Below are 25,216 nucleotides of genomic sequence, written 5' to 3' on the forward strand. Positions count from 1 at the left end.
ACCGGGGGGCACCCGTGTGCGCGGCGACTCTCTCAGTCGCCGATCAGGGCGTCGACGAACGCCTCCGGCTCGAAGGGGGCCAGGTCGTCCGGGCCCTCACCGAGGCCGATGAGCTTGACCGGGACGCCCAGCGCGCGCTGGACGGCGATGACGATGCCGCCCTTGGCGGTGCCGTCGAGCTTGGTCAGGACGATGCCGGTGATGTCCACGACCTCGGCGAAGACGCGGGCCTGCGTCAGGCCGTTCTGGCCGGTGGTGGCGTCGAGGACGAGCAGGATCTCGTCCAGCGGGCCGTGCTTCTCCACGACGCGCTTGACCTTGCCGAGCTCGTCCATGAGGCCGGTCTTGGTGTGGAGCCGGCCGGCGGTGTCGATGAGCACCACGTCGGCGCCCTCGGCGATGCCCTCCTTCACCGCGTCGTAGGCGATCGACGCCGGGTCGCCGCCCTCGGGGCCGCGGACGGTGCGCGCCCCGACCCGCTCGCCCCAGGTCTGGAGCTGGTCGGCGGCGGCCGCGCGGAAGGTGTCCGCTGCGCCGAGGACCACGCTGCGGCCGTCCGCGACGAGGACCCGGGCCAGCTTGCCGGTGGTGGTGGTCTTGCCGGTGCCGTTGACGCCGACGACCATCACGACGGCCGGGGTGTCGACGCCGCTCTCGGTCCTCACGGCGCGGTCGAAGTCGGTGCCGACCAGGGTGACCAGCTCTTCCTTGAGCAGGGCGCGCAGGTCGGCGGGGGTACGGGTGCCGAGGACCTTGACCCGCTCGCGGAGCCGGTCGACCAGCTCCTGGGTCGGCGCGACGCCCACGTCGGCGATGAGGAGCGTCTCCTCGATCTCCTCCCAGGTGTCCTCGTCGAGGTGCTCGCGCGAGAGCAGCGTGAGCAGCCCCTTGCCGAGCGAGTTCTGCGAACGGGCGAGCCGCGCGCGCAGCCGGACCAGGCGTCCGGCCGTGGGCTCGGGCACCTCGATCTCGGGGGCGGCGGGCGCCTCGACGACCGGATCCTCGACCGCGACCGGGGAGGCGAGGGCGGCCTCGGCGTCGGGGAGGTCGACCTCCTCGATCGTGCGGCGCGGCTCTTCCGCCGTCGGTGCGGCGTCCTCCCCCACCTGCGGTTCGGCGGGCGGGGCAGTGATGGTCGGCGTGCTCGGCGGCGCCGTGGGGGGCAGCTGCTTCTTCTTGCGGCTGCTGACCACGAGCCCGCTGATCGCGCCGACCGCGACCAGGGCGATGACTACAGCAAGGATCAGGATTTCCATAACAGAGCCAGTATGCGCGACCACGTCGGCGGCGGTCCGTCGGTCCCGCCCGGGCGTTTTCGGCCGTTCCCCTGGAGCACTAAGCCTCTATTTGGGCTTTTCGCGAGGAATACATAATGATGGTCGACTCCCCCTCCCTGCCCCCACGGAGTAGCGCATGCCTGCCGAGACCGCCGACGGCGCGATAGCCGCCCCGGCCGAGACCGCCGTCGAGACCCGCGGTCTGGAGCCCGTACCGGACGGCGAGCGCACCGGCCGCGTGCGCGAGCTCGTCCCCACCTGGGTCGCCGCGAACATCAGCGTGCTGCTGCTCACCATGGGCGCCGGGCTGGTGATCCTGAACGGGCTGAACATCTGGCAGGTGCTGGTCGTGGCGATCGCCGCGCCGGTGATCTCGTACGGGCTCGTCGGGCTGATCTCCATCGCCGGCAAGCGCGGCGGGGCGCCCGGCATGGCCCTCTCGCGGGCCGTCTTCGGGCAGCGGGGCAACCTGTTCCCGGGCGCGCTGATCTGGGTGGCCCGGTGGGGCTGGGAGACCATCAACGCGGTCAGCGGGGCCTACGCGGTGCTGACGGTCCTGGACCTGCTCTTCGGCATCCGGAGCAACACCCCGCTCATCATCCTCACCCTGCTCCTCTTCGTGGGCTGCACCTTCGTGGTCTCCGGGCTCGGCATCAACGCGCTGCGCGTCTGCTCCACCTGGTCGACGTACCTGTTCGGCGGCTTCAGCGTGCTCGTCCTCGGCTACCTGCTGTTCACCACCGAGTGGTCGGCCGTCTTCGACAAGCCGGCCGGCTCCACGGCGATGATGATCGCGGGCATCGGCACCATCGCGGCGGGCGGCATCAGCTGGGTGCCCTCCGGTCCGGACTTCACCAGGTACCTCCCCCGCACCGCCTCCTCGCGGGGCATGGTCGGCGCGACGATCGGCGGCGCGGGCGTCGTGGTGCTGCCGATGGTCCTGATGGGCGCCGTGATGGCCGTCGGCACGCCGGACCTGGCCACCGCCCAGGACCCGGTCTCCTTCATCGGCGAGCTGCTGCCGATCTGGCTGGCGGTCCCGTACCTGCTCATCGCGCTCATCGGGATGCTGCTGATCAACTCGATGTCCATGTACTCCGCCGGTTTCACCGCGCAGACGCTCGGCATCAAGGTCCCGCGCGCCTGGGCGGTCAGCGTCAACGCCGTCATCAGCCTGGTCTTCGGCTTCCTGCTGATGGTGGTGGCCACCAGCTTCTTCGGCTCGTTCATCTCGTTCCTGACGCTGCTGGCCGTGGCCTTCTCCGCCTGGATCGGCGTGTTCGGCGTGGACATGCTGCGCCGCCGGACGTACGACGGCGCCGCGCTGCTGGACACCACCCCCACCAGCGCCTACTGGTACCGCGGCGGGTTCGCCTGGCAGGCCATGACGGCCTGGGCCCTCGCCCTGGTGACGGGCCTGCTCTTCACCAAGGTGGACTGGTTCAGCGGGCCGCTGGCCTCCACCTGGATCGGGCAGAACGGCCTCGGCTGGGTGACCGGCATCGTCACCTCCGGCGTGCTGTACGCCGTCCTGCCGCGCACGGCGCCGGTCGAGCCGACGCCCGTCCCCGCCGAGGGCGGCGCGCCCGTGGGAACCCTGTCCAACTGACGCAACGTCAGCTAACGTCCCCCTTCGCCCGCCCACCCACCTCCGGCGAAGGGGGACTGCGCCATGCCCATCACCGTGGCCCGGTTCAATCTGGTCGACCCGAACGGCACCCCCGAGACCCTCTCCGCCCGCTACCGGGCGGCACTGGAGATGGCCGTCTACGCGGATCAGCACGGCATCGACACCCTCCAGACCGAGGAGCACCACGGCACCGCGAACAACTGGATGCCCTCGCCCTTCACCTTCGCGGGCGCGGTCTTCGGCGCCACCCGCCGGCTCACGGTGACCGTCTCGGCGATCATCGGCCCGCTGCACGACCCCCTGAAGGTCGCCGAGGACATCGCCGTCCTGGACCTGCTCAGCGGGGGACGCCTCGTCACCGTCGCGGGGATCGGCTACCGGCCCGAGGAGTACGAGCAGCACGGCGTGGAGTGGGGCCGGCGCGGCAGGCTCCAGGACGAACTGCTGGAGACCCTGCTGAAGGCGTGGACCGGCGAGCCGTTCACCTTCCGCGGCAGGACCGTACGGGTCACCCCGCGCCCCCTCACCCGGCCGCACCCGCTGCTCCTGGTCGGCGGCAGCTCGCAGGCGGCGGCCCGGCGCGCGGCCCGGCTGGGGCTGCCCTTCTTCCCCAGCGCACACCTGCCGGAGCTGGAGGCGTACTACCGGGCGAAGCTCGCGGAGTACGGCACGGAGGGGTTCTGCATGATGCCCGCGGCGGTGACCCCGCTGCTGCACATCGCGGAGGATCCGGACCGGGCGTGGGCCGAGTACGGCGGGCACTTCCTGCACGAGGCGGCGACGTACGCCTCATGGCAGTCCAAGGACATCCGCAGCGCGGTGCGCTCGGGCGCGCGCACGGTCGAGGAGCTCCGCGCGGAGGGGGTGTACCGGATCCTGAGCCCGGATCAGGCGGTGGACTTCGCCCGGGAAGCGGGCGAGGCGGGGAACCTGGTGCTGCACCCGCTGTGCGGGGGGATGCCGCTGGAGGAGGGCCGGCGCAGCCTCCAACTGCTGTGCGAACGGGTACTGCCCCGGCTCAAGGACTGAGCCGGGGCAGCGCCGGAGGAGGAGAGGGGGTGGTGGCGGGGATGATTACCCCATCTCCTCCAACGCCTTGCCCTTGGTCTCCGGCACCCATTTGAGGATGAAGGGGATCGAGAGCACGGCGAAGACCGCGTAGATGACGTAGGCGCCGGACAGGTTCCAGTCCGACAGGGTCGGGAACGACACCGTGATGACCCAGTTGGCGATCCACTGCGCGGCGGCGGCCACACCGAGGGCCGCGGCGCGGATCCGGCCGGGGAACATCTCGCCGAGCAGCACCCAGACCACCACGCCCCAGGACAGGGCGAAGAAGAGGACGAAGGCGTTGGCGGCGATGAGGGCGACGAGGCCCTGGGTGTGCGGCAGGGCGATGTCGGCGCCGCTGTCGTCCTTGTAGGAGAAGGCCCACGCGGCGAGCGCGAGGGAGATCGCCATGCCGGTGGAGCCGATGAGGGCCAGCGGCTTGCGGCCGATCCGGTCGACGAACAGCATCGCGATCACCGTACCGATGATGTTCACGACGGAGGTCTCGAAGGAGTACAGGAACGAGGAGCTGGGGTCGACGCCGACCGACTGCCACAGCGAGGAGCTGTAGTAGAAGATCACGTTGATGCCGACGAGCTGCTGGAACAAGGAGAGGCCGATGCCGATCCAGACGATCGGCAGGAAACCGAAGCGGCCTCCGAGCAGGTCCTTGAACGTCGACTTGTGCTCCGAGTGGATGGCGTTGTCGATCTCGCGCACCCGGGCGTCCGCGTCGATGCCCTCGCCCTCGACCTCGCGCAGGACCGTCTTGGCCTTGTCCATCTTGCCGACGGACACCAGGAAGCGCGGGGACTCGGGGATCGCGAACGACAGCAGGCCGTAGAGCACGGCCGGGACGACCATCACGCCGAGCATCCACTGCCAGGCTTCCAGGCCGCCGATCTCGCCGCGCTGATCGCCGCCCGCGAGGTTGAGGATGCCCCAGTTGACCAGCTGCGAGACGGCGATGCCGATGACGATGGCGGCCTGCTGGAAGGAGGCGAGCCGGCCGCGGTAGGCGGGCGGGGACACCTCGGCGATGTAGGCGGGGCCGATCACCGAGGCCATGCCGATGCCGAAGCCGCCGATGACGCGCCACATGGCGAGATCCCAGAGGGCGAACGGGAGGGCGGAGCCGATGGCGCTCGCGGTGAAGAGGACCGCGGCGATCTGCATGCAGCGGATTCGGCCGATCCGGTCGGCGATGCGGCCGGCCGTGGCCGCGCCGAAGGCGCAGCCGATGAGTGCGGCGGCGATCACCTGGGCGAGGGTGGCGGAACCGACGTCGAAGCGGTCACGGATCGCCTCGACCGCGCCGTTGATGACGGAACTGTCGTAGCCGAAGAGGAATCCGCCCATGGCCGCGGCCGCGGTGATGAAGATGACGTGCCCGAGGTGTTCGGGCGCCGGCGAGCCGCCGCCCGGTGCGGGTGCCTTCGCTGTGCTGCTGGTCAAGGTGCGCTCCGTGGGGGTTTTGTCCGTTCTCCCAGTGGCGCACAGGTCAAGATCGAGCACCACCCGAAGTCGGGGGACAGCGGAGCGAGCCTATGTGTTCATTTTCTGAAGTCAAGAGGGGGCCGTGAGGACCTCATGGACCATAGCCACGCCATCTGAGTTAACTTCTTGAAGAATTGTCATCGCCGGGACCCTCAACGCAACCGCTGGCTGATGACCTTGGATACCCCGTCACCCTGCATCGACACCCCGTAGAGCGCGTCCGCCACCTCCATCGTCCGCTTCTGGTGCGTGATGACGATCAGCTGGGAGCTCTCCTGGAGCTCCACCATGATGCGGATCAGCCGTTGGAGGTTGGTGTCGTCCAGAGCCGCCTCGACCTCGTCCATCACGTAGAACGGACTGGGGCGCGCCTTGAAGATGGAGACCAGCAACGCCACGGCCGTCAGCGACCGCTCGCCGCCGGACAGCAGCGAGAGCCGCTTGACCTTCTTGCCCGGCGGCCGGGCCTCCACGTCCACGCCGGTGGCCAGCATGTCGCTCGGGTCGGTGAGGATCAGCCGGCCCTCGCCGCCGGGGAACAGACGCGAGAACACCCCCTCGAACTCCCGGGCGGTGTCCCGGTAGGCCTCCGTGAAAACCTGCTCGACGCGTTGGTCGACCTCCTTCACGACTTGAAGGAGATCGGTCCGGGTCTTGCGCAGGTCCTCCAGCTGTTCGCTGAGGAACCGGTGCCGCTCCTCCAGCGCCGCGAACTCCTCCAGCGCGAGCGGGTTCACCTTGCCGAGCTGCTGGTACGCCCGCTCCGCCGCCCGCAGCCGCTTCTCCTGCTGGGCCCGTACGAAGGGTCCGGGCAGCCGGCGCGGGTCCTGCGGATCCTCACCCTGCGCGACGGGGCCGACCGTGCCCCCGTCGCCCTCGGCGGGCAGCGACGGCGGGACGGACTGGTCGGGGCCGTACTCCGCCACCAGGGCGACCGGGTCCACGCCCAGCTCCTCCAGGGCCCGCGTTTCCAGCTGCTCGATCCGCAGCCGCTTCTCCGCCCCGAGCACCTCGCCCCGGTGCACGGAGTCGGTCAGCTTGTCCAGTTCGCCCTTGAGGTCACGCCCCCGACCGCGGGCCTCCTCGAGCTCCCGCTCACGCAGCCCCTTCGCCCGTTCGGCGGCCGCCCGCTCCTGTTCCGCCCGGCCGATCGACACCTCCAGGTGCGCCAGCAGTTGCCGTGCGCCGTCGGCCACGGCCCGGGCCACCTCGGCCTCGTGGCGCAGCCGCGCGCGGCGCCGCTCCGCCCGCGTCCGGGCCTCGCGTTCCGCCCTGGCCCCCCGGTCGAGCGCCTCCGCGCGCCCCGCCAGGCCCTTGACCCGCTCCTCGTGGGTCCGCAGCTGGAGCCGGGCCTCCATCTCGGTCTGCCGGGCGTTCGCGCCGTCGGCGGCGAGCCGGTCCCGCGCCGAGGTGTCGGGTTCCTCCTCGACCGGCATCTCCTGCGCCACCGCGAGCCGCTCCGCGCACTCCTCCACGTCGATCCGCGCCCGTTCCAGCGCCTCCTGTGCCGTGGACGCCGCCAAGGCGCTGCGCTCGGCCTCGCCGAGGGCGCCCTTCGCCTGCCCCGCGAGGCGCCCGAGCTGCTGCGCGACCCCGGCGCGGGCCTGCTCGCCCGCGCGGCGCCGCTCGGCCAGTTCATCGGCCCGGGCCGCGGCCCCGGTACGTCGCTCCCGGGCTCCGTCCTGCGCCTCGGCCAACTCGCGACACCGCTCGTCCAGCCGGTCCAGCTCCGCCGCCGCCTCGTCGACGGCGGCCTGTACCTCGATCAGGCTCGGCGCCCCGGCGGAGCCGCCGTGGGCGGCGTGGGCCCCCAGTACGTCTCCCTCCATGGTCACCGCGACCAGATGCGGATGCTCCGTCACGACGGCCTCGGCCTCGGCCAGGGTCCCGACCACGACGTGGTCCCGCAGCACCCAGGCCACGGCCCGCCGCACCTCGGTGTCCCCGCCGACCAGGGCCGCGGCCTCCCGCCACGGCGGCGCCAGCACCCCGACGGCCGTACGGGTGACGGCCCCGTCGCCCGCGGCGCCCGCCTCGGCGGCGGCGCTCCGGTCCCGACCCGCCGCCGGATGCGGAACCCCACCGGGGACCGGACGGGGGCTGGGGCCGCCGGCTGCGGAGTCATACGCTCCGGACCCGGCCGCCTCGTCACCGGTCGGCGGCGGGGTGATCAGGAAACCCGCCCGGCCCGCGTCCGTGTCGCGGAGGAACCGGATGGCCTCCACCGCCGCCGCCGGGGACTCGATGGCGACCGCGTCGGCCGCGACCCCGAGCGCCGCGGCCACCGCGACCTCGTACCCCGGGGCCACCGTCAGCCGCTCCGCCGCGGGTCCGAGCAGTCCGGCCCACTTCTCCCGCGCCGCGAGCAGCGCCCCCGTACCGTCCTTGCGGCGCAAACCCAGCGCGAGGGCGTCCCGCCGCGCCGAGACCGCCGCGCGGGATCGTTCCGCCTTGGTCAGCGCCTCCCGGGCGACCCCGAGCGCGGCCTCGGCCGCGACGAGTTCGGCGCGGGCGGCCTCGTACTCGCCCTCCGCCTCGGGGTCCTCCAGGGCGCCGACCTCCTCGGCCAGGGCCTCGTACTCCTCCCGGGCCGCCAGGGCCCGGGCCTGCGCCGCGTCCCGGGCGGCCACCAGCCGGTCGATCTCCGCCTGGGCGGCGCCCGCCCGGGAGCGGGCCGCGCCGAGGCGACCGGTCAGGCGGGCCAGTTCCTCGCGCCGGTCGGCGATCGCCCGCGCCGCGTCCCGCAGCCGACGTTCTTCCCCGGCGAGCGCCCGCTCCAGCTCGGCCCGGTGCGCGGACGTGTCCTCCAGCGCCCGTTCGGCGGCTTCCAGCGCGGCCGTCAGCTCCGCCTCCTGCTCGCGGATCCGTTCGGCCTCCTTCTCCATGTCCTGCGGGTCCCGCCCGCGCCGCTCCTCCTCCGCCGGGGCCGTCGCGCTCCTGACCCGGGCGTCGGCCAGCGAGGCGGTGCCGCGAACCCGTTCGGCGAGCTGCGCCAGTTCGTGCCAGGTCTGCTGGGCGCGCTGGAGCCGGGGCGAGAGCTCCCGTACGGCCTGTTCCAGCTCGCCCTCCCGGCGCAGGGCGGCGGCGAGGTCCCGTTCCGCCGAATCCTTGCGCTCCTTGAGCGCCGCCTCGTCCGCGAGCTCCGCGTCCAGCGCGCCCCGCAGCGTCACGAGGTCGTCGGCGAGCAGCCGCAGCCGCGCGTCGCGCAGGTCGGCCTGGATCACGGCGGCCTGCCGGGCGACGGCGGCCTGCCGTCCGAGCGGCTTGAGCCGGCGCCGCAGTTCGTCGGTGAGGTCCTGCACCCGCGCGAGGTTGGCCTGCATCGCGTCGAGCTTGCGCAGCGCCTTCTCCTTGCGCTTGCGGTGCTTCAGGACGCCCGCCGCCTCCTCGATGAAGGCACGGCGGCCCATCGGATCGGCGTGGAGCACGGAGTCCAGTTGCCCCTGCCCGACGATGACGTGCATCTCGCGGCCGATGCCGGAGTCGGAGAGCAGCTCCTGGATGTCGAGGAGCCGGCAGGTGTCCCCGTTGATCTGGTATTCGCTGCTGCCGCCGCGGAACATGATCCGCGTGATGGTGACCTCGGCGTACTCGATCGGCAGGGCGCCGTCGGAGTTGTCGATGGTCAGGGAGACCTCGGCGCGGCCGAGCGGCGGCCGGCCGGTGGTGCCGGCGAAGATGACGTCTTCCATCTTGCCGCCGCGCAGGGATTTCGCTCCCTGCTCCCCCATGACCCACGACAGCGCGTCCACCACGTTGGACTTGCCGGAACCGTTCGGGCCGACGACGCAGGTGATCCCCGGTTCGAAGCGCAGGGTGGTCGCGGAGGCAAAGGATTTGAAGCCGCGCAGGGTCAGGGACTTGAGGTGCACGCCGCCGGACTCTACCTTTCGCGTCCGGTTTCACCCATGAAGGTGCAGGGCAGATCAGACGCCAAAGGATTCAGCCCCCCGCCCGGCCCAACGCGCGTCCGACGGCCGAGTCGGAACGCGAAGGGATGAGGGCGGGTCCGCCGGCGGATCGCCGAGGAGGACGGAGGAGGGGGACGGGTGAAAGAAAGAAGGGACGCCGGAGCGTCCCTTGCAAATCATGCGGGGCTGGAGTTGCGACGGGTGAGCGCGGATCAGGTGAGCGCAGGCTCCGCCTGGGGTACGTCGAGGTCGATGCTGTCGAGCAGCGAGTCTCCGTGCTGAGCGGCGGCCGCGTTCAGTGCGTCATTCTCGGACTGGATTCGTCCGAGCTCGGACTCGAGGTCCTGGACGCGCTGCTGAAGCCGTCGCATCTCGGCGAGGAGTCGCGGGTCGGAACCGCCGACGTAACCGAGAAGCGCCTTTGCCATGATGGATGGTCCTCCACACTGAGTGACCGACCGAGAGCGGTGTGGGTCGTGAGGGAATCGCACCCGCGGATGTCCGGCAGCGACTGACAGTCACTGCGCTTACTACTGCCAACACTGCCAAACAGCTCAGGTGCGCGGGGCTTCCAGCGTCTCACCAAAAAGTTTGACGGTCAACACGATCACGCCCCGTATCGGCGGGCGGCCCGGTCCGCACAAGGGGCGCGGAGATCATCCTCGTCTCCGAGCCTTCCACGGATCGGCGCCCACGGCAACGCGTCGGCGATGAATGCGCAGATCCGACCATGTGCGCGCGGCCCCGGGATCTGATCAGTTCATGATCAGTCGAAAGATCACCGGATTCCGAACCCGTCGTAACCGCCACGCGGTGTGCCCCAGATCTCCGTCACTCCGTCCACCCTCCCGGGCGTGTCGGCGGAGCCGAGCCAATCCAGCAGCCGGTGGCAATTCTCACGTTGACCTTCGGCCACCACCTGGACCCTGCCGTCGTCCAGATTGAGGGCGAATCCGACCACGCCTCCGATCTCCAGAGCATTCGCCCTGGTGAACCAACGGAAGCCCACTCCCTGTACACGGCCGCGCACCCAGGCGGTCAGCCGGACATCTTCATTCATGCGTGAACGCTAACGGGGCAAACACTTTCGGGTCACATCGCCCCCTGACGTCATGGACTACAGTCCCCCACCAATGCCTCACCCGTTCGGGTGAGTTTGGGTTGATCTTGCAAGGAAGGGCGAGCCGCCGATGGGACGCCACCGACTCCACACCGCGCCGCCCCGCCGCGGTGTCACGCGCCGCACCGCCGTACGCACCGGCCTGCTCGGCGTCTCGGTGGCCGTGGCCCTCGGTGCGGCGGCCGTCACGACCGGCTTCGTACCGGTCGGCGGTTCGTTCCCCTACGTGGGCCCCGGCGCCGACCGCTCCGAGGCGAAGGCCAAGCCCGCCGCGAGCGCGCAGCGGACGCCGGAGCAGCAGGGCGGCCTCGCCGGCCTGTCGGGCCGCGCCTCGTCGGCTCCCGCCGGCAAGGGCGGCGTGACCAGCCCGCCGGCCTCTCCCAGCACGTCGGCCTCGCCGTCCCCGTCGGCCTCGGCCTCTGACTCGCCGTCCCCGTCGGCCTCCCCCTCGACGACGACCCCTTCGCCCTCCCCCTCTTCCAAGGAGCCGGAGCGGACGGTTGCCCCACCGGCCCCGCCGGCCCCGAAGCCATCGGCCCCGAAGCCGCCGGCCCCCAAGCCCGCGGAACCCGAGCCCCCGGCCCCGAAGCCCAGCGCCCCCAAGCCCGACGACGGCCACAACGCCGAGGAGGCGGCCGTCCTCACCCTGGTGAACCAGGAACGCGCGATGGCCGGCTGCGGTCCGGTCCGGGCGAACCCGCCCCTGGCCGCACTGGCCGGGGCCTTCAGCAAGGACATGGCGGTCCGGGGCTTCTTCGACCACACCGACCCGGACGGGAACTCCCCTTGGATGCGGGCCGACAAGGCCGGGATCTCGGGCATGGGCGGCGAGAACATCGCGCGCGGCCAGGGTGACGCCGACGCCGTGATGAAGGCCTGGATGAACAGCCCGGGCCACAAGGCGAACATACTCAACTGCGAATTCCGCACCCTGGGCGTCGGCGTGTACGTCGCGTCCGGCGGCCCCTGGTGGACCCAGGACTTCGGCTTCTAGAAGTCCCGGGCGTCCCGGCGTCCGATCAGACGGCGGCGGTCGCCAGCAGCGCCGCCCGACCCGCCACGACCACGCGGGTGTGCTCGGCGACGCGGCGGCCGAGGTGCTCGGCGGTCGCGAGGTCGGCCTTGTGCACGCCTTCCGGACCCTCGTCGGAGTTGGTCTGGGCCGCGGCGCCGGCGAAGAAGCCGAGGCGGTTCAGGTCGAACTCGGACCCGGTGGTGGAGTTCCAGCCGGGCTTCAGACCCAGGTTGACCCAGCTCATGCCGTGCTGCGCGGCCAGCGTCTGGAAGAACTGCAGGGTGTGCAGCTTGTCGCCGCTCTTGGAGCCGGAGTTGGTGAAGCCCGCGGCGACCTTGTCCTGCCAGACGTCGCCGAACCAGCGCTTCGAGGTGGCCTCGGCGAAGACGTGGAAGGCGCCGGAGGCGGTGCCCATGTAGGTCGGGGAGCCGAAGACGATGGCGTCGGAACCGTCGAGCAGCTCCCATTCGGCTTCGCCGATGCCGTCGACGTTGATCAGGTGGACCGTCGCGCCGGTCGAGGCGGCTCCCGCCCGGACGGCCTCGGCGACGACCGCGGTGTGCCCGTAGCCGGAGTGGTAGGCGATCGACACGACGGGCGCGGGGGTGACTGCGGACATGGCTGTTCTCCTCAGGAGCGGTGCGGTGGGTGCCGCGGTGCGACGAGAGAAAGAAAAGCACTAACTTTTCGAAAGCGCAAGCGGATGGTTAGCGCTACCCGGGGGTACGCTTGTACGCATGGAGACACCTGTCTGTACCGAGGCCGCCGGAGCGGACCTGCCGTTCGACGTCTTCGCGCGCGCCTGCCCCTCCCGCGAAACCCTGGAACACGTCACCGGTCGCTGGGGCAGCCTGACGATCGGCGCCCTGCGCGAAGGGCCCTGCCGCTTCAACGAGCTGCGCCGCCGGGTCGACGGCGTGAGCGAGAAGATGCTCTCGCAGACCCTGCACGCGCTGGAACGCGACGGCATGGTGCACCGCGAGGCCCAGCCGACCAACCCGCCGCGCGTCGACTACGAGCTCACGGCGCTCGGCCGCGAGGTCGCGGACCGACTGCTCGCGCTCATCCACTTCCTCGAAGGCAGCATGGACCAGGTCATGGTCTCCCGCGGGGCCTACGACTCGGAGCGCGGCGGCCGCTGACAGCGTGGGCAGAAGTAGCTGGACCGGTTCATCCAGGCCCGGCGCCTCATGGGCGTGCCACAGCGACGGCAGGGTTCACCCTCCCGGCCGTACGCGTCGAGCGAGCGGTCGAAGTAGCCCGACTCGCCGTTCACGTTGACGTACAGGCTGTCGAAGCTGGTCCCGCCGACGGCGAGCGCGGCGTTCATGACGTCCCGTACGTGGGTGAGGAGTTCGGTGCTCCGGGGGCGCGTCAGGGTGGCGGTGGGGCGCTCGTAGTGCAGCTTCGCGCGCCACAACGCCTCGTCGGCGTAGATGTTGCCGACCCCGCTGATCAGTGACTGGTCCAGCAGGGCCCGCTTCACGGTGGTGCGCTTGGCGCGCAGCGCGAGGTGGTACGCCCCCTCCTCGAAGAGCGGGTCCAGCGGGTCGCGCGCGATGTGCGCGATGACGTCGGGCAGCCCCTCGACGCTGTCGCCGACGATCTCGTGCAGGGACAACCCGCCGAAGGTGCGCTGGTCGACGAAGCGCAGCTCGGTGCCCGCGTCGTCCCCGAAGCGGACCCGGATGCGCAGGTGCTTCTCGTCGGGGGCGCCGGCCGGCTGCACCAGCAACTGCCCGCTCATCCCGAGGTGGCCGAGCACGGAGAGGTCCCCGCCCTCCAGCGGCAGCCACAGGTACTTGCCGCGCCGCCGCGGCACCCCGATCGTCCGGCCGGCCAGGCGAGCGGCGAAATCGGCTCCGCCGGCGAGGTGCCGGCGGACCGCGCGGGGATGCAGCACTTCCACGGACGCGACGGTCCGCCCGGCCACCCAACGCTCCAGCCCGCGCCGCACCACTTCGACTTCGGGCAGCTCGGGCACGGCGTTCTCCTCCGGAGATCCACGGACTGGGGGGCTGCGGCGAGCCTACCGGCCTCCCCCTCCCACCCGGAAAGGGATCGGGAAACAGCCTCCGGAAACGGGTCCGCCCGCCTCCTGCCGGGGCAGGAGGCGGGCGGGGAACACCCGAAGGGGCGGTGCGGTCAGGCGCCCGGCGTCGGTTCGGCGGGCGTCGGCGCCCCGTCGTCCTCGGCCGCAGCGGCGACGGGAGCCGCGGCGAGCGCGGCGGCCGCCGCGATCCGCTCGTCCGCCGCGGCACGGATCCCGCGCCAGGCGGACTCCGCTGCCTGCTGTTCCGCTTCCTTCTTGCTGCGGCCGGTGCCGGTGCCGTACGAGACACCACCGACGCGGGCGGCAGCGGTAAAGGTTTTCTCGTGGTCCGGTCCGGTCTCGGTCACCAGATATTCCGGTACGCCGAGGCCTTCAGCCGCCGTGAGCTCCTGGAGACTGGTCTTCCAGTCCAGGCCGGCCCCGAGGTTGGAGGACTTCTCGATGAGCGGGTCGAAGAGCCGGTGAACCAGCTCCGAGGCCGCGTCGAGGCCCTGATCGAGGTAGACCGCGCCGATCACCGCTTCAAGGGTGTCGGCGAGGATGGAAGCCTTGTCCCGGCCACCCGTGCCCTCTTCGCCCCGGCCGAGCCGGATGAAGGAGCCGAGTTCGAGGCCGCGCCCCACCTCCGCCAGCGCACGCGAGTTGACCACCGCGGCCCGCAATTTGGCCAGCTGGCCTTCAGGCAGGTCGGGGTGGGTGGTGTACAGCGTGTCCGTGACCACCAGGCCCAGCACGGAGTCCCCGAGGAACTCCAGGCGTTCGTTGGTGGGCAGACCGCCGTTCTCGTACGCGTACGAACGGTGGGTCAGCGCACGCACCAGAAGGGCGGACTCGAGTTGGTACCCGAGCCGCCCTTCCAGAAGCGTGTGGGACGAGGCCGCGTTGTTACTGTCTGCCTGCTTCTCAGCGTTGGACAGCTCAGACATTGCGCCTCTCACCAGCCGCTCAGACCTCGAGGACCTGGCGCTTGTTGTAGGTGCCGCAGCTCGGGCACGCAATGTGCTGGAGCTTCGGCTCCTGGCAACGCTCACACGAAACCAGGGTGGGGACCGCAGCCTTCCACTGCGACCGGCGGTGGCGCGTGTTGCTGCGCGACATCTTCCGCTTCGGAACAGCCACGGCTACTTCTCCTGCTTCTCGGCGGCGCCCTGAACTCCGTCAGAGGCAGTGCCGCTCATGTTGTCCTTCTCGTCGTCCTGATCGGTCACGACGAGTCCCTGCAATGCCGCCCAACGGATGTCGACGGCGTCATGGTGGTGGTCCGGGTCGTCGTTCAGGCTGAGCCCGCAATCGGGGCACAGTCCGAGACAGTCCTCCCGGCACACCGGCTGCATGGGCAGTGCGAGCACCACCACATCGCGCAGCACGGGTTCGAGGTCGAACAAGCCGTCCTCGAGGAAGAGCGTGTCCTCGTCGTCCTCGGCGTCGTCGGCCGGCTCCGCCTTGGAGCGGGTCCGGTCGTCGGCGTCAGGGTACGAGAACATCTCCTGGAAGTCCGCCTTGAGCTCACGCTCGACGGTCTCCAGACACCTTACGCACTCCCCCACGGCCGATGCACGGGCGGTGCCTGTGACAAGCACCCCTTCCATGACCGACTCCAGGCGGAGCTTGAGCTTCAGCGGGGTGCCTTCCGGCACTCCGATGACACCGGCGAGACCGAAGTCCGCCGGGGTCGCGATCTCACGGGACAGCCGCTGCATGGCACCCGGACGCCGACCCAGTTCGTGCGTGTCGAACACGAGGGGGTCGCGGTGGTCAAGGCGGGTATTCAGGGCCGTTCCTGCTTTCACGGATCGTTGAAGATCAAAGACCTGCCGCATAAGCGAAGAACCGCTTACGGGCAGCATGGATCGCGGTGCATACGCGCGACCGAAGTGCCAGGATACCCGGCGACGCGCCCTGGACCCAATCCGGGCTAGCGCCCCTGTTCGTACTGGCGCAGCTGGTCCAGGTTGATCATGCTCGTGTCGAAGAAGCTGGTCTCGTCGAGCGCCGGCTGCGGGTGCTGCTGTGGCTGTTGCTGGTACGCCGCGTACGGGTCGGGCTGCTGCCCGCCGCCGTACGGATCGACGTACGCGGGCTGCTGCTGCGTCCCGTACGCCTGGCCGCCGTAGGGGTCCTGGTAGCCGTACGCGTCCTGCTGCGCGGCAACCGGCTGCGGGTAGTAGGCCTCGTACCCGGGCTCCGGGTGCGCCTGCGCGGGGATCGGGAGCTGCGCCGGGGCCGGCTCGGCCAGGCCCGCCAGGAAGTCCGCGTCGCTCGACGGGCGTCCCGCCCGGTCCCCCGCGGCGTCCTGGGCCGCCATGTGGGCGCCGAGGTCGTCCGCCCTCCGGCCCTGGAGCTTCTGGCGGCCCCGGCCGACGGCCTCCAGGGTCTTGGCGAGCACCGCCTCGAAGGTGACCAGCTTCGCGTCGACGTACGCGTCCGCCTGCTCGCGCTGCGTGCGCGGATCCTCGCTGCGCTCGGGGGCGTCCGCGTCGTCGGGGTGGCCCTGGCCGTACCCCGGGCCACGGCCCAGCAACTTCTCCCGGCCGCGGTCCACCGCGCCGATGGTCTTGCCGAGGACGACCTCGAAGTTGGCGAGCTTGCTGTCGACGTAGTCGTCCGCCTCGGCCCTGATCTCCTCCGCCTCCCGGCGGGCGTCCGCCAGGATCCGGTCCGCCTCGGCCTGCGAGCGGCGGGCGACCTCGGTGTCGGCGATCAGCGCGCCCCGCTGGGCGTGCGCGGATCCGATGATCCGCTCCGCTTCCCGACGGGCCTCCTCGACCATCTGCTCCCGGCCCCCGAGGAGCTCGCGCGCCTGCGCGAGCGAGCCGGGCAGGGCCTGGCGCACCTCGTCGAGCCGGCCGAGGAGCTCTGCGCGGTTGAGCACGCAGGAGGCCGACATGGGCATGGATCGGGCGGCGCCCACGGCCGCGACGATCTCGTCCAGCTTCTTCTGTACGTCCATGGGGGCTCGCACTCTCTGCCCCGGGCCGGTGCCGGGACGGACGGGACGGCTGAGGAGACGACTGTAGGCCCACCGGGCCGGCGTGCGGCGCGGACCGGGGAACCCCGGTCCGGCCGCCGCCGGGTCACTTGGAGCCGAGTCGCTCGATCAGCGCCGCGTGCACGTGCGCGGGGAGCAGGTGGGCGACGTCGCCGCCCCAAGCCGCGACCTCCTTGACCAGGGAGGACGACAGGAAGCTGTAGGTCGGGTTGGTCGGCACGAACAGCGTTTCGACTCCCGAGAGGCCCATGTTCATCTGGGCCATCTGGAGCTCGTAGTCGAAGTCGCTGACGGCGCGCAGGCCCTTGACGATGGCCGGGATGTCCCGCTGCTTGCAGAAGTCGACGAGCAGGCCGTGGAAGGACTCGACCTCGATGTTCCCGTAGTCGGCGGTCGCCTCGCGGATCAGTTCGATCCGCTCCTCGACGGTGAAGAGGCCCTGCTTGGATTGGTTGATCATCACGGCGACGTGGACCACGTCGTAGAGCCGGGAGGCCCGGCCGATGATGTCGAGGTGTCCGTTGGTGATGGGGTCGAACGACCCCGGACAGACGGCGCGGCGCAACTGAAGTCCCTCGCTCTCCCGTGCGGGCATCATGAATCTTCGCTGGTGAAGGCGGCGCGACCGTACCAAAGCGTGCCCTCGCCGTACTTGCGCGAGCGGAGCGGCTCGAAGCCCTCGGGCCACGGGAACGCACCGCTCCTCGTGCTGCGCTCCACGGTGACGAGCGCATCGTCCGTGAGCCAGCCATTGGACCGGAGTGTGAGGAGGATCTCGCCAAGATCGCCGTGCTCGACGGCGTACGGGGGGTCCAGGAAGACGATGTCGTACGGGGCCCCGGGCGCGGCTGCCGCGACGATCTGCTCCGCCTTGCCCGGGCGGAATTCGGCGCCGGGCAGCCCCAGGGTGGTGATGTTCTGCCGGATGGCCTGGGAGGCCTTGGCGTCGGCCTCGACGAGCAGGGCGTGGGCCGCGCCCCGGGAGAGGGCCTCCAGGCCCACGGCGCCGGAGCCGCCGTAGAGGTCGAGCACCCGGGCGCCCTCCAGGCCGTGCAGCGACTCCCAGGTGGAGAAGAGCCCCTCGCGCATCCGGTCGGAGGTGGGGCGGGTGCCGGTGCCGGGCGGCACGGTCAGCCGCCGCCCGCCGGCGGCGCCGGCGATCACGCGGGTCATCTGGGGTCCTTCGCTGGGGTGGGCGGCATTGCGGTCTCGAACCCCACGATAGGTCGTGCCGCCCGGGGGCCGCCGCTCAGCCCTTCTCCAGGTACCGCTCCCGCTCGGCGTCCAGCAGGGCGTCCAGCGCGGTGCGCAGTCCCGGGAGTCGTTCGAGGTCCGGGTCGGCGGCGACGACGCGGGTGGCCTCCTCCCGCGCCTGGGCGATGACCTCCTCGTCCTCGATGACGGCGAGCATGCGCAGCGAGGAGCGCACGCCCGACTGGGCCTGACCGAGGACGTCGCCCTCGCGGCGCTGTTCCAGGTCGATCCTGGACAGTTCGAACCCGTCGAGGGTGGCGGCGACCGCGGCGAGCCGGGCCCGGGCGGGGCTCGCCTCGTGCATCTCGCTGACCAGCAGGCACAGGCCGGGCGCGGAGCCCCGGCCGACGCGGCCGCGCAACTGGTGGAGTTGGGAGACGCCGAACCGGTCCGCGTCCATGATCACCATGACGGTGGAGTTCGGTACGTTCACCCCGACCTCGATGACGGTGGTCGCGACCAGCACCTTGACCTCGCCGGCGGCGAAGCGGCGCATCACGTCGTCCTTGTCGGCGGGGTCCATCCGGCCGTGCAGCACTTCGACGGACAGCCCGGACAGGGGCCCCTTGACCAGTTGTTCGGCGATCTCCAGGACCGCGAGCGGGGGCCGCCGGTCGCCGTTCTCCTCGGCGGCCTTCTTCTTCTTGGGCTCGTCCTCGCCGTCGCCGATCCGGGGGCAGACCACGTACGCCTGATGGCCGTTCTCGACTTCCTCGCGGACCCGTTCCCAGGCGCGGGTGAGGAAGTGCGGCTTGTCCTTGGCCGGCACCACGTGGGTGGCGATCGGGGAGCGCCCGGCGGGCAGCTGGTCCAGGACGGAGGTCTCCAGGTCGCCGAAGACGGTCATGGCGACGGTGCGCGGGATCGGGGTGGCCGTCATGACGAGCAGGTGCGGGGGCTGCTTGCCCTTCGAGCGCAGGGCGTCGCGCTGTTCGACGCCGAAGCGGTGCTGTTCGTCGACCACGACGAGTCCGAGGTCGTGGAAGCGGACCTTGTCCTCGATGAGGGCGTGGGTGCCGATGACGATGCCGGCCTCCCCGGTTACCAGGTCGAGCAGGGCCTGGCGGCGGGCGGGCATGCCCATCGAGCCGGTGAGCAGCACCACCTTCGTACCCGCGTCGGAGCCGCCGAGCATGCCGCCCTCGGCGAGTTCGCCCATCATCTCGGTGATGGAGCGGTGGTGCTGTTGGGCGAGCACCTCGGTCGGCGCGAGCATCGCGGCCTGCCCACCGGAGTCGACGACGGCGAGCATGGCCCGCAGGGCGACCAGCGTCTTGCCGGACCCGACCTCCCCCTGGAGGAGTCGGTGCATGGGGTGGCTGGTGGCGAGGCCGTCGAAGATCTCCTTCGAGACGGTCTGCTGGCCCTCGGTGAGGGTGAAGGGCAGTGTGACGTCGAAGGAGTCGAGGAGGCCGCCGGGGGTGGCGCGGCGCGGGACGGCCGGGAGCTGGGAGTCGTCGTGCCGGCGGCGGGCCAGGGCGACCTGGAGGACGAAGGCCTCGTCCCACTTCAGCCGTTGGCGGGCGTCCTCGATGTCGGCCTTGGTGGTGGGCCGGTGGATCTTGAGGAGGGCCTCGGTGAGCGGGAGCAGCCCGCGGCCCTCGCGCAGGGCGGGCGGGAGCGGGTCGACGATCTCGCCGACGCCGGGCAGTACCGCGTCGACGCACTTGGTGATCTTCCAGGACTCCATCTTGGCGCAGGCCGGGTAGATCGGGATGAGTCGGCCTGCGAAGGCGCCGGCGGCGTCCTGGTCGGAGGCGTCCACGCCGAGGGGTTCGTAGGCGGGGTGGGCCAGTTGGAGCTTGTTGTTGAACTTCGAGACCTTGCCCGCGAACATGGCGCGACTGCCGGGCAGCAGGTCCTTGTGCGGTTTGTGGACGCCCGCGCCGAAGAAGACCAGTTGGAGGCGGCCACTGCCGTCGGTGATGGTCACCTCCAGCCGCTTTCCGCCACCGCGGCTGCCCTGGTAGGTCAGCAGGCGCGCGTCGGCGACCTGGGCGACGACGGTGACGTGCTCGTCGATCTGGTCGGCGAGTTCGGCGAGCGAGGTCAGCTCGCCGCGCTCGGCGTACCGCCGGGGGTAGTGGTGCAGGAGGTCCAGGGCCGTGTGCAGGCCGAGCTGCTCGGCCAGCACCTTGGCGGTGGCGGGGCCGAGGGTCTTCTTGAGGTCTTCGTCGAGCGCGGGCACGTGTTCCATTGCACACCATGGCGCCGACAAGCCCGCTATTCCACCCCGATGAGGAGGGGCGCGGACCAGCGTCCGCCCCGGTAGGTGACGGTGTCCACGGCCAGGTGTCCGTGCTGGACGTACGCCTCCAGGTGCGCGGCCAGGGTGTCGGGGACCTCGGGTCCCAGCACGAGGGTGACGAGTTCGCCGCCGGAGCCGAGCATCCGCTCCAGCACCGCCTCGGCCGTCTCGGGCAGGCCCGAGCCGATGACGGCGACGTCCCCGTCGATGAGGCCGAGTACGTCGCCGGCCTGGCAGATGCCGGCGGAGGTGAAGGACCGGGCCTCGGCGACGGCGAGTTCCGCGTACCGGGTGGCGCCGGCGGCGGCGGTCATGGCGACGACGTCCTCGTCGAAGCTGGCGTCGGGGTCGTGCACGGCGAGCGCGGCCAGGCCCTGGACGGCGGACCGGGTGGGGATCACGGCGACCCGGACCCCGTCGGCGCGGGCCCGCTCGGCGGCGGCGCCCGCGGCGGCCCGCAGTTCGACGGAGCCGGCGAGCAGGATCACCTCGCGGGCGTGGGCCCGGGCGACGGCGTCGACGAGTTCGGTGACGTCGGGCACCTCGCCGGGGCGGGCCAGCACGGTGGTCGCGCCGGCCTCCCCGCACAGGGCGGCCAGGCCCTCGCCCGGGACCACGGCGACCACGGCCCGCTGCGCGCGCGGGGCCTTGGCGCGGCGGCGTTCGTCGCCGAAGTGCGTGATGCGGATCCGGTACGGCCTGCCGGCGACGACTCCGGCCTCGACGGCGGCGCCGGGGTCGTCGACGTGCACGTGGACGTTCCACAGGCCGTCGCCGCCGACCACCACCAGGGAGTCGCCGAGTCCGTCGAGGCGCTCGCGCAGCTCGCCGACGGCTTCCTCCGAGGCCTCCAGCAGGTAGATCACCTCGTAGCCGGGACCGCCCTGTTCCTCGGCGCAGGGCTGCGGCGTCGACGGTACGGGCACGGCCCGGCCGCGCACCGGCTCCTCGGCGGGCGCCTCGCCGGAGAGGGCCTGCCACAGGGCTCCGAGTACGGCGACCAGCCCGCAGCCCCCGGCGTCGACGACGCCGGCCCGGCTCAGCGCGGCGAGTTGCCCGGGGGTCTCGGCGAGGGCCGCGCGGGCTCCGTCGTAGGCCGCCCTGGCCACGTCGGCGGCGGTGGCGGCGGCGGCCTCCACGGCGGCCCCGGCCCGGGCGGCGGCGCCGGCGACGGTGAGCATGGTGCCCTCGACGGGGTGCGCGACGGCCTGGTACGCCTCCTCCGCGGCCCTGGTCAGGGCTCGGGCCAGCAGCGGGCCGGAGGCACGGTCGGCGGACGCGCGGTCGGCGCCCAGGACGTCGGCGACGCCCCGCAGCAGCTGGGCGAGGATCGTGCCGGAGTTGCCGCGGGCGCCTATGAGCGCGCCGTGCGCGTAGGCCCGTACGGCCTCGGCCAGGGAGGCCGTCCCGGGTGTGCCTTCGGTCACCTCGGCGCCGGCCTTCTCGAAGGCTTCGGTGAGCGCGCGGTGGGCCGCCTCGGCGGTCAGGTAGAGGTTGGTGCCGGTGTCCGCGTCCGCGACGGGGTAGACGTTGATCGCGTCGATGTCCTCGCGGGCCCGGCCCAGTGCGGCCAGGGCCAGCGAGCTCCAGGTGCGCACCGCTTCGGCGTTGAGGGTGTGCGGGCCGGGCTCGTTCGCCACCGGGCGTTCCTCCTTGTGCGGGCCAGGGTTCACCGCAGGGTAACGAAGGGCGGCCGCCGGCCCGGGACCCCGGGGCGGGGCCGGTGGCTCACATGGTAGTTTTCTTGGACCGAAGCAGTCGTTGTATGCTGCTCAGGTTGCCCGTCGAGAGTCGGGCCATTCGTCCGGCAAGCCACTTCAGATCTCTGATTCCGGTGCGCCGGATTTCACTGTAAGTGCATCTGAAGTCTTTGGAGTGACCTGTGGCTGCCAACTGCGACGTTTGCGCCAAGGGGCCGAGCTTCGGCAACAGCATCTCCCACTCGCACCGCCGTACCTCGCGTCGCTGGAACCCGAACATCCAGCGCGTCCGTGCCGTGGTCAATGGGACGCCGAAGCGCCTCAACGCCTGCACCTCGTGCATCAAGGCCGGCAAGGTCTCGCGCTGACGGCCTCCGTCGTCGTCGCGCAGCCCTTTACGGTTGCCAGAAAGGCCGGTTCACCCAGGTGAACCGGCCTTTTGCCTTGCCCGGAACCGTCCGGGGGCCCCGGCCTGAAGCCCGAACCGGGAACCAGGGGCCGGGAACCAAGCGCCGGGGAGCAGGGACCGGCTTCTAGCGCGCGGTGGAGCGCTTCCACTGCCAGGCGTGGTCGACGGGGCCGATGCCGCCGCCGAGGGCGAAGCCGGCCGCTATGGCGCCGGTGACGTACGCCTTGGCCTCCGTGACGGCCTCCGGGACCGTGCGTCCCTTGGCCAGGCCGGCCGCGACGGCGCTGGCCAGCGTGCAGCCCGTGCCGTGCGTGTGCCGGTTGTCGTGACGGGGCGCCCGGAGCCAGTGCTCCTCGGTCCCGTCGGTCAGCAGGTCGACGGCTTCGCCGCCGTGCGCCACGAGGTGGCCGCCCTTGATCAGCGCCCATCGTGCGCCGTGGCCGAGGATCGCGTCGGCGGCCCGCCGCATCCCGTCCTCGTCCTCGACGACGATGCCGGTGAGCTGGGCGACCTCGTCCAGGTTCGGCGTCGCGACGGTGGCCCGGGGCAGCAGCTCCTCCCGTACGGCGTCCAGCGCCGAGGCGGCGAGCAGCGCGTCCCCGTGCTTGGAGACGCCCACGGGGTCCACGACCGCGGGGGCGTCCGTCCCGGCCAGCAGTTCCGCCACGGTCTCGACGAGGACGGCGGAGGCCAGCATCCCGGTCTTGACGGCCCCCACCCCGATGTCGTCGACGACGGCCCGGTACTGGGCCGTGACGGCCTCGGGGGGCAACTCCCAGGCCCCGTGCACGCCGAGGGAGTTCTGGGCGGTCACGGCGGTGAGCACGCTCATGCCGTGCACGCCGAGGGCGAGCATGGCCTTGAGGTCGGCCTGGATGCCGGCGCCGCCGCCGGAGTCGGATCCGGCGACGGTCAGGCACAGCGGCGGTATGACGCCCTTCAACGGAGGTTCTCCTCGGCCGCCGGGTCGGCGCCGAAGTGGTCCCAGCCGCCGGTGCTGGTCCAGGGGGCGCCGTCCACGGTCACCTGGGGCAGCGCGGAGCGGTTCTGGACCTCCCCGATGACCTTCCAGCGGGCCGGCAGCTTCACGTCGGGCGGGAACGTCGCCACGATGGCGTGGTCCTCTCCCCCGGTGAGCACCCACTGGAGCGGGTCGACGCCGACGGCCTGGCCGATGTCGTGCATCTGCGTCGGGATGTCCACGGCTCCCGACCGCACGTCGATGCGGACCTGGCTGGCCTCGGCGATGTGCCCGAGGTCGGCGATCAGCCCGTCGCTGACGTCGGTCATGGCGGTGGCGCCGAGTCCGGCGGCCGCGGGGCCCGCGTGGTACGGCGGTTCGGGCCTGCGGTGGGCCTCGACGAAGGCCCGCGGGGAGCGGAAGCCGCGTGAGAGCACGGCGAACCCGGCCGCCGACCAGCCGAGCCAGCCGGTCACGGCCACCACGTCGCCGGGACGGGCGCCGGAGCGCAGCACGGGCTCGTGGTTGCGCAGGTCACCGAGGGCCGTGATGGCGACGGTGATGGTGTCGCCGCGCACGACGTCGCCGCCGACCACGGCCGCGCCCGCGACCTGGCACTCGTCGCGGATGCCGTCCATGAGTTCCGTGGGCCAGGTGACGGGCAGTTCCGCCGGGACGACCAGGCCGAGCAGGAGCGCGGTCGGCACCGCGCCCATGGCGGCGATGTCGGCGAGGTTCTGCGCGGCGGCCTTGCGGCCGACGTCGTAGGCCGTGGACCAGTCGCGCCGGAAGTGCCGGCCCTCCAGCAGGATGTCCGTGCTCGCCACGACCCGACGGTCGGGTGCCGACACCACCGCGGCGTCGTCGCCCGGTCCGAGCCGGACCGCCGGGGTGGTGGTGAGCCGTGAGGTGAGCTCCCGAATGAGCCCGAACTCCCCCAGCTCGCCCACAGTGCCCTTCATCGCTGTGCCCCTTCTTGGCAAGTCCGCTTGCGGTCGCGAGCCGTCACAGCTCTGGGTACCGTCAACAGATACGTCAACTTCTGCTCTCCGTACGCCCCGCGGTGCGTGGCGCCGGGTCCATCGGATCTCCCCACGGCACGTGCAGGAAGGGTCTCCCCGCGGCACGCGGCGACGCGGTACCGTGGCGTCCCTTCGTGCCGGGGCCCGCCCGTTGTCCCCGGGCCCATCCGAAGGTTAGGGGAAATGATCCTCGTGGCCGTCCTGGAGGTTCCGTGGTACAGGCGTACATCCTCATCCAGACCGAGGTGGGCAAGGCGTCGTTCGTCGCCGAGTCCATCAGCCAGATCGCGGGGGTGATCCAGGCCGAGGACGTGACGGGCCCCTACGACGTGATCGTGCGCGCCCAGGCCGACACCGTCGACGATCTCGGCCGCATGGTGGTGGCCAAGGTCCAGCAGGTGGAGGGCATCACCCGCACCTTGACCTGCCCGGTGGTCCATCTGTAGCCCCCGTCTACTCTGGGCCGGTGATGTCACTGCACCGCCGGCCGCTCCGTCTGCTGGCCCTGCCCGCCGCCGCGGCCCTACTGGCCCTCGCGGGCTGCACCCCGGGCGATTCCGGGGTCACGGTGGATCCGCCGCCCGCTCCGCCCGCCGACGTCGCGGGGCTCTGTGCGACGCTGCACGAGAAGCTCCCCGAAACGGTGGCCGGGCTGGCGCGGTCCACCACCGAACCGCGCTCGGATCTGACGGCCGCGTGGGGCGGCTCGGCGATCGTACTGCGGTGCGGTATCCCCAAGCCCCCCAAGATGGCCGATCCGAAACAGGAGGGCGTCGAGGTGAACGGCGTCGGCTGGCTGCTGGAGAAGACGGACGACGGCGGGTTCCGGTTCACCACCGGGTCACGGCTCGCCTACACCGAGGTCCTGGTCGACAAGGAGCATGCCACGGATGCCGGGATGCTGGTCGGGCTGTCCGGCGCCGTTGCCGCGTCCGTGCCCGTCGGTATCTCGTCCTACTGAGTCGCTCGACCCGTCCCCCCGCCGGATCCGTCCCACCGGATCCGTCCTCCCGCACACCGCCGCCCGCCGGCCGCGCTCATCGAGCGCGGCGGCGGGCGGTCGGCTGTCCGGCTTCCGGC

General features: G+C 71.9%; 24 protein-coding genes. 7 read left to right on the plus strand and 17 right to left on the minus strand.

Annotated features, from left to right (window positions below; translation table 11 throughout):
- Positions 1-32: 32 nt before the first annotated feature.
- On the minus strand, positions 33-1,256 hold the full coding sequence (gene ftsY / locus ACFY0I_RS30845; protein ID WP_388901946.1) for a signal recognition particle-docking protein FtsY: 1,224 nt from the start codon (positions 1,254-1,256) through the stop codon (positions 33-35).
- 157 nt (positions 1,257-1,413) lie between these two features.
- Here ftsY and ACFY0I_RS30850 point away from each other — a divergent pair, with 157 nt between their 5' ends.
- Entirely contained in the window at positions 1,414-2,886 is a 1,473-nt protein-coding gene (locus ACFY0I_RS30850; protein ID WP_388901947.1) for a cytosine permease, read from the plus strand.
- Positions 2,887-2,949: 63 nt separating this feature from the next.
- Positions 2,950-3,936 (plus strand): LLM class flavin-dependent oxidoreductase, encoded by a 987-nt coding sequence (locus ACFY0I_RS30855; RefSeq protein ID WP_388901948.1) that lies wholly within the window; start codon positions 2,950-2,952, stop codon positions 3,934-3,936.
- Between the two features lie 45 nt (positions 3,937-3,981).
- On the opposite strand, the gene ACFY0I_RS30860 is transcribed toward ACFY0I_RS30855, so the two are convergent.
- The 4 genes from ACFY0I_RS30860 to ACFY0I_RS30875 all read right to left on the minus strand — a co-directional run bounded on the left by ACFY0I_RS30860 (position 3,982) and on the right by ACFY0I_RS30875 (position 10,425).
- Positions 3,982-5,412 carry a sugar porter family MFS transporter gene (locus tag ACFY0I_RS30860; RefSeq protein WP_388901949.1) on the minus strand — a complete coding sequence of 477 codons (1,431 nt, stop codon included), beginning with the start codon at positions 5,410-5,412 and terminating at the stop codon, positions 3,982-3,984.
- Between the two features lie 194 nt (positions 5,413-5,606).
- The gene (locus ACFY0I_RS30865; RefSeq protein ID WP_388901950.1) at positions 5,607-9,326 is read right to left on the minus strand and encodes an AAA family ATPase; all 3,720 of its coding nucleotides are present in this window, start codon (positions 9,324-9,326) and stop codon (positions 5,607-5,609) included.
- Positions 9,327-9,577: 251 nt separating this feature from the next.
- Positions 9,578-9,793: a hypothetical protein gene (locus tag ACFY0I_RS30870; protein ID WP_030227372.1), complete on the minus strand. Its 216-nt coding sequence runs from the start codon at positions 9,791-9,793 to the stop codon at positions 9,578-9,580.
- Between the two features lie 350 nt (positions 9,794-10,143).
- On the minus strand, positions 10,144-10,425 hold the full coding sequence (locus ACFY0I_RS30875; protein ID WP_388901951.1) for an acylphosphatase: 282 nt from the start codon (positions 10,423-10,425) through the stop codon (positions 10,144-10,146).
- A 130-nt stretch (positions 10,426-10,555) separates the two neighbouring features.
- Here ACFY0I_RS30875 and ACFY0I_RS30880 point away from each other — a divergent pair, with 130 nt between their 5' ends.
- A complete protein-coding gene (locus ACFY0I_RS30880) occupies positions 10,556-11,479 on the plus strand; it encodes a CAP domain-containing protein (protein WP_388901952.1) in 924 nt (307 codons plus the stop codon).
- 25 nt (positions 11,480-11,504) lie between these two features.
- Here ACFY0I_RS30880 and ACFY0I_RS30885 read toward each other — a convergent pair whose 3' ends face one another.
- On the minus strand, positions 11,505-12,119 hold the full coding sequence (locus ACFY0I_RS30885) for a flavodoxin family protein (protein WP_388901953.1): 615 nt from the start codon (positions 12,117-12,119) through the stop codon (positions 11,505-11,507).
- Positions 12,120-12,237: 118 nt separating this feature from the next.
- On the opposite strand from ACFY0I_RS30885, the gene ACFY0I_RS30890 reads away from it, so the two are divergent.
- Complete coding sequence (locus ACFY0I_RS30890; protein ID WP_388901955.1) at positions 12,238-12,642, plus strand: winged helix-turn-helix transcriptional regulator; 405 nt, start codon at positions 12,238-12,240, stop codon at positions 12,640-12,642.
- Here the strand turns inward: ACFY0I_RS30890 and mutM are convergent.
- The 9 genes from mutM to ACFY0I_RS30935 all read right to left on the minus strand — a co-directional run bounded on the left by mutM (position 12,615) and on the right by ACFY0I_RS30935 (position 21,684).
- On the minus strand, positions 12,615-13,484 hold the full coding sequence (gene mutM, locus ACFY0I_RS30895; protein WP_388901956.1) for a bifunctional DNA-formamidopyrimidine glycosylase/DNA-(apurinic or apyrimidinic site) lyase: 870 nt from the start codon (positions 13,482-13,484) through the stop codon (positions 12,615-12,617). The genes ACFY0I_RS30890 and mutM overlap by 28 nt on opposite strands.
- 161 nt (positions 13,485-13,645) lie before the next feature.
- A complete protein-coding gene (rnc, locus tag ACFY0I_RS30900; RefSeq protein ID WP_388901958.1) occupies positions 13,646-14,479 on the minus strand; it encodes a ribonuclease III in 834 nt (277 codons plus the stop codon).
- A gap of 19 nt (positions 14,480-14,498) precedes the next feature.
- Complete coding sequence (rpmF, locus tag ACFY0I_RS30905) at positions 14,499-14,672, minus strand: 50S ribosomal protein L32 (RefSeq protein ID WP_003965982.1); 174 nt, start codon at positions 14,670-14,672, stop codon at positions 14,499-14,501.
- A 2-nt stretch (positions 14,673-14,674) separates the two neighbouring features.
- On the minus strand, positions 14,675-15,373 hold the full coding sequence (locus tag ACFY0I_RS30910) for a YceD family protein (protein WP_388901960.1): 699 nt from the start codon (positions 15,371-15,373) through the stop codon (positions 14,675-14,677).
- 95 nt (positions 15,374-15,468) lie between these two features.
- Entirely contained in the window at positions 15,469-16,503 is a 1,035-nt protein-coding gene (locus ACFY0I_RS30915; RefSeq protein WP_388901962.1) for an ATP synthase F0 subunit B, read from the minus strand.
- 124 nt (positions 16,504-16,627) lie between these two features.
- On the minus strand, positions 16,628-17,107 hold the full coding sequence (gene coaD, locus ACFY0I_RS30920; protein WP_281206353.1) for a pantetheine-phosphate adenylyltransferase: 480 nt from the start codon (positions 17,105-17,107) through the stop codon (positions 16,628-16,630).
- A gap of 29 nt (positions 17,108-17,136) precedes the next feature.
- Positions 17,137-17,715 (minus strand): 16S rRNA (guanine(966)-N(2))-methyltransferase RsmD, encoded by a 579-nt coding sequence (gene rsmD / locus ACFY0I_RS30925; protein WP_388901963.1) that lies wholly within the window; start codon positions 17,713-17,715, stop codon positions 17,137-17,139.
- A gap of 76 nt (positions 17,716-17,791) precedes the next feature.
- Positions 17,792-19,993 carry an ATP-dependent DNA helicase RecG gene (gene recG, locus ACFY0I_RS30930; RefSeq protein ID WP_388901965.1) on the minus strand — a complete coding sequence of 734 codons (2,202 nt, stop codon included), beginning with the start codon at positions 19,991-19,993 and terminating at the stop codon, positions 17,792-17,794.
- A gap of 26 nt (positions 19,994-20,019) precedes the next feature.
- The gene (locus ACFY0I_RS30935; protein ID WP_388901967.1) at positions 20,020-21,684 is read right to left on the minus strand and encodes a DAK2 domain-containing protein; all 1,665 of its coding nucleotides are present in this window, start codon (positions 21,682-21,684) and stop codon (positions 20,020-20,022) included.
- A gap of 242 nt (positions 21,685-21,926) precedes the next feature.
- Here ACFY0I_RS30935 and rpmB point away from each other — a divergent pair, with 242 nt between their 5' ends.
- Complete coding sequence (rpmB, locus tag ACFY0I_RS30940) at positions 21,927-22,112, plus strand: 50S ribosomal protein L28 (RefSeq protein WP_073911113.1); 186 nt, start codon at positions 21,927-21,929, stop codon at positions 22,110-22,112.
- A 165-nt stretch (positions 22,113-22,277) separates the two neighbouring features.
- Here the strand turns inward: rpmB and thiD are convergent, their stop codons facing one another.
- A complete protein-coding gene (gene thiD, locus ACFY0I_RS30945; RefSeq protein WP_388901969.1) occupies positions 22,278-23,096 on the minus strand; it encodes a bifunctional hydroxymethylpyrimidine kinase/phosphomethylpyrimidine kinase in 819 nt (272 codons plus the stop codon).
- On the minus strand, positions 23,093-24,076 hold the full coding sequence (locus tag ACFY0I_RS30950; RefSeq protein ID WP_388901971.1) for a thiamine-phosphate kinase: 984 nt from the start codon (positions 24,074-24,076) through the stop codon (positions 23,093-23,095). Before ACFY0I_RS30950 ends, thiD begins: the two co-directional genes overlap by 4 nt.
- Before the next feature lie 272 nt (positions 24,077-24,348).
- On the opposite strand from ACFY0I_RS30950, the gene ACFY0I_RS30955 reads away from it, so the two are divergent.
- Together ACFY0I_RS30955 and ACFY0I_RS30960 are read left to right on the plus strand one after the other, a co-directional pair.
- Positions 24,349-24,582, plus strand: coding sequence for an Lrp/AsnC ligand binding domain-containing protein (locus tag ACFY0I_RS30955; protein WP_281206340.1), 234 nt, complete (start codon positions 24,349-24,351; stop codon positions 24,580-24,582).
- A 23-nt stretch (positions 24,583-24,605) separates the two neighbouring features.
- Positions 24,606-25,097 (plus strand): DUF3515 domain-containing protein, encoded by a 492-nt coding sequence (locus ACFY0I_RS30960; RefSeq protein ID WP_388902008.1) that lies wholly within the window; start codon positions 24,606-24,608, stop codon positions 25,095-25,097.
- Positions 25,098-25,216 lie beyond the last annotated feature (119 nt).

The sequence above is a fragment of the Streptomyces sp. NPDC001568 genome (genome assembly GCF_042893755.1).
Classification (GTDB): Bacteria; Actinomycetota; Actinomycetes; order Streptomycetales; family Streptomycetaceae; genus Streptomyces.

Coding starts and splice junctions, on each gene's coding strand:
- ftsY (WP_388901946.1), bottom strand. CDS start 1,256: ATGGAAATCCTGATCCTTGCTGTAGTCATCGCCCTGGTCGCGGTCGGC.
- ACFY0I_RS30850 (WP_388901947.1), top strand. CDS start 1,414: ATGCCTGCCGAGACCGCCGACGGCGCGATAGCCGCCCCGGCCGAGACC.
- ACFY0I_RS30855 (WP_388901948.1), top strand. CDS start 2,950: ATGCCCATCACCGTGGCCCGGTTCAATCTGGTCGACCCGAACGGCACC.
- ACFY0I_RS30870 (WP_030227372.1), bottom strand. CDS start 9,793: ATGGCAAAGGCGCTTCTCGGTTACGTCGGCGGTTCCGACCCGCGACTC.
- ACFY0I_RS30875 (WP_388901951.1), bottom strand. CDS start 10,425: ATGAATGAAGATGTCCGGCTGACCGCCTGGGTGCGCGGCCGTGTACAG.
- ACFY0I_RS30880 (WP_388901952.1), top strand. CDS start 10,556: ATGGGACGCCACCGACTCCACACCGCGCCGCCCCGCCGCGGTGTCACG.
- ACFY0I_RS30885 (WP_388901953.1), bottom strand. CDS start 12,119: ATGTCCGCAGTCACCCCCGCGCCCGTCGTGTCGATCGCCTACCACTCC.
- ACFY0I_RS30890 (WP_388901955.1), top strand. CDS start 12,238: ATGGAGACACCTGTCTGTACCGAGGCCGCCGGAGCGGACCTGCCGTTC.
- rnc (WP_388901958.1), bottom strand. CDS start 14,479: ATGTCTGAGCTGTCCAACGCTGAGAAGCAGGCAGACAGTAACAACGCG.
- ACFY0I_RS30910 (WP_388901960.1), bottom strand. CDS start 15,373: ATGCGGCAGGTCTTTGATCTTCAACGATCCGTGAAAGCAGGAACGGCC.
- ACFY0I_RS30915 (WP_388901962.1), bottom strand. CDS start 16,503: ATGGACGTACAGAAGAAGCTGGACGAGATCGTCGCGGCCGTGGGCGCC.
- rsmD (WP_388901963.1), bottom strand. CDS start 17,715: ATGACCCGCGTGATCGCCGGCGCCGCCGGCGGGCGGCGGCTGACCGTG.
- recG (WP_388901965.1), bottom strand. CDS start 19,993: ATGGAACACGTGCCCGCGCTCGACGAAGACCTCAAGAAGACCCTCGGC.
- ACFY0I_RS30950 (WP_388901971.1), bottom strand. CDS start 24,076: ATGAAGGGCACTGTGGGCGAGCTGGGGGAGTTCGGGCTCATTCGGGAG.
- ACFY0I_RS30960 (WP_388902008.1), top strand. CDS start 24,606: ATGTCACTGCACCGCCGGCCGCTCCGTCTGCTGGCCCTGCCCGCCGCC.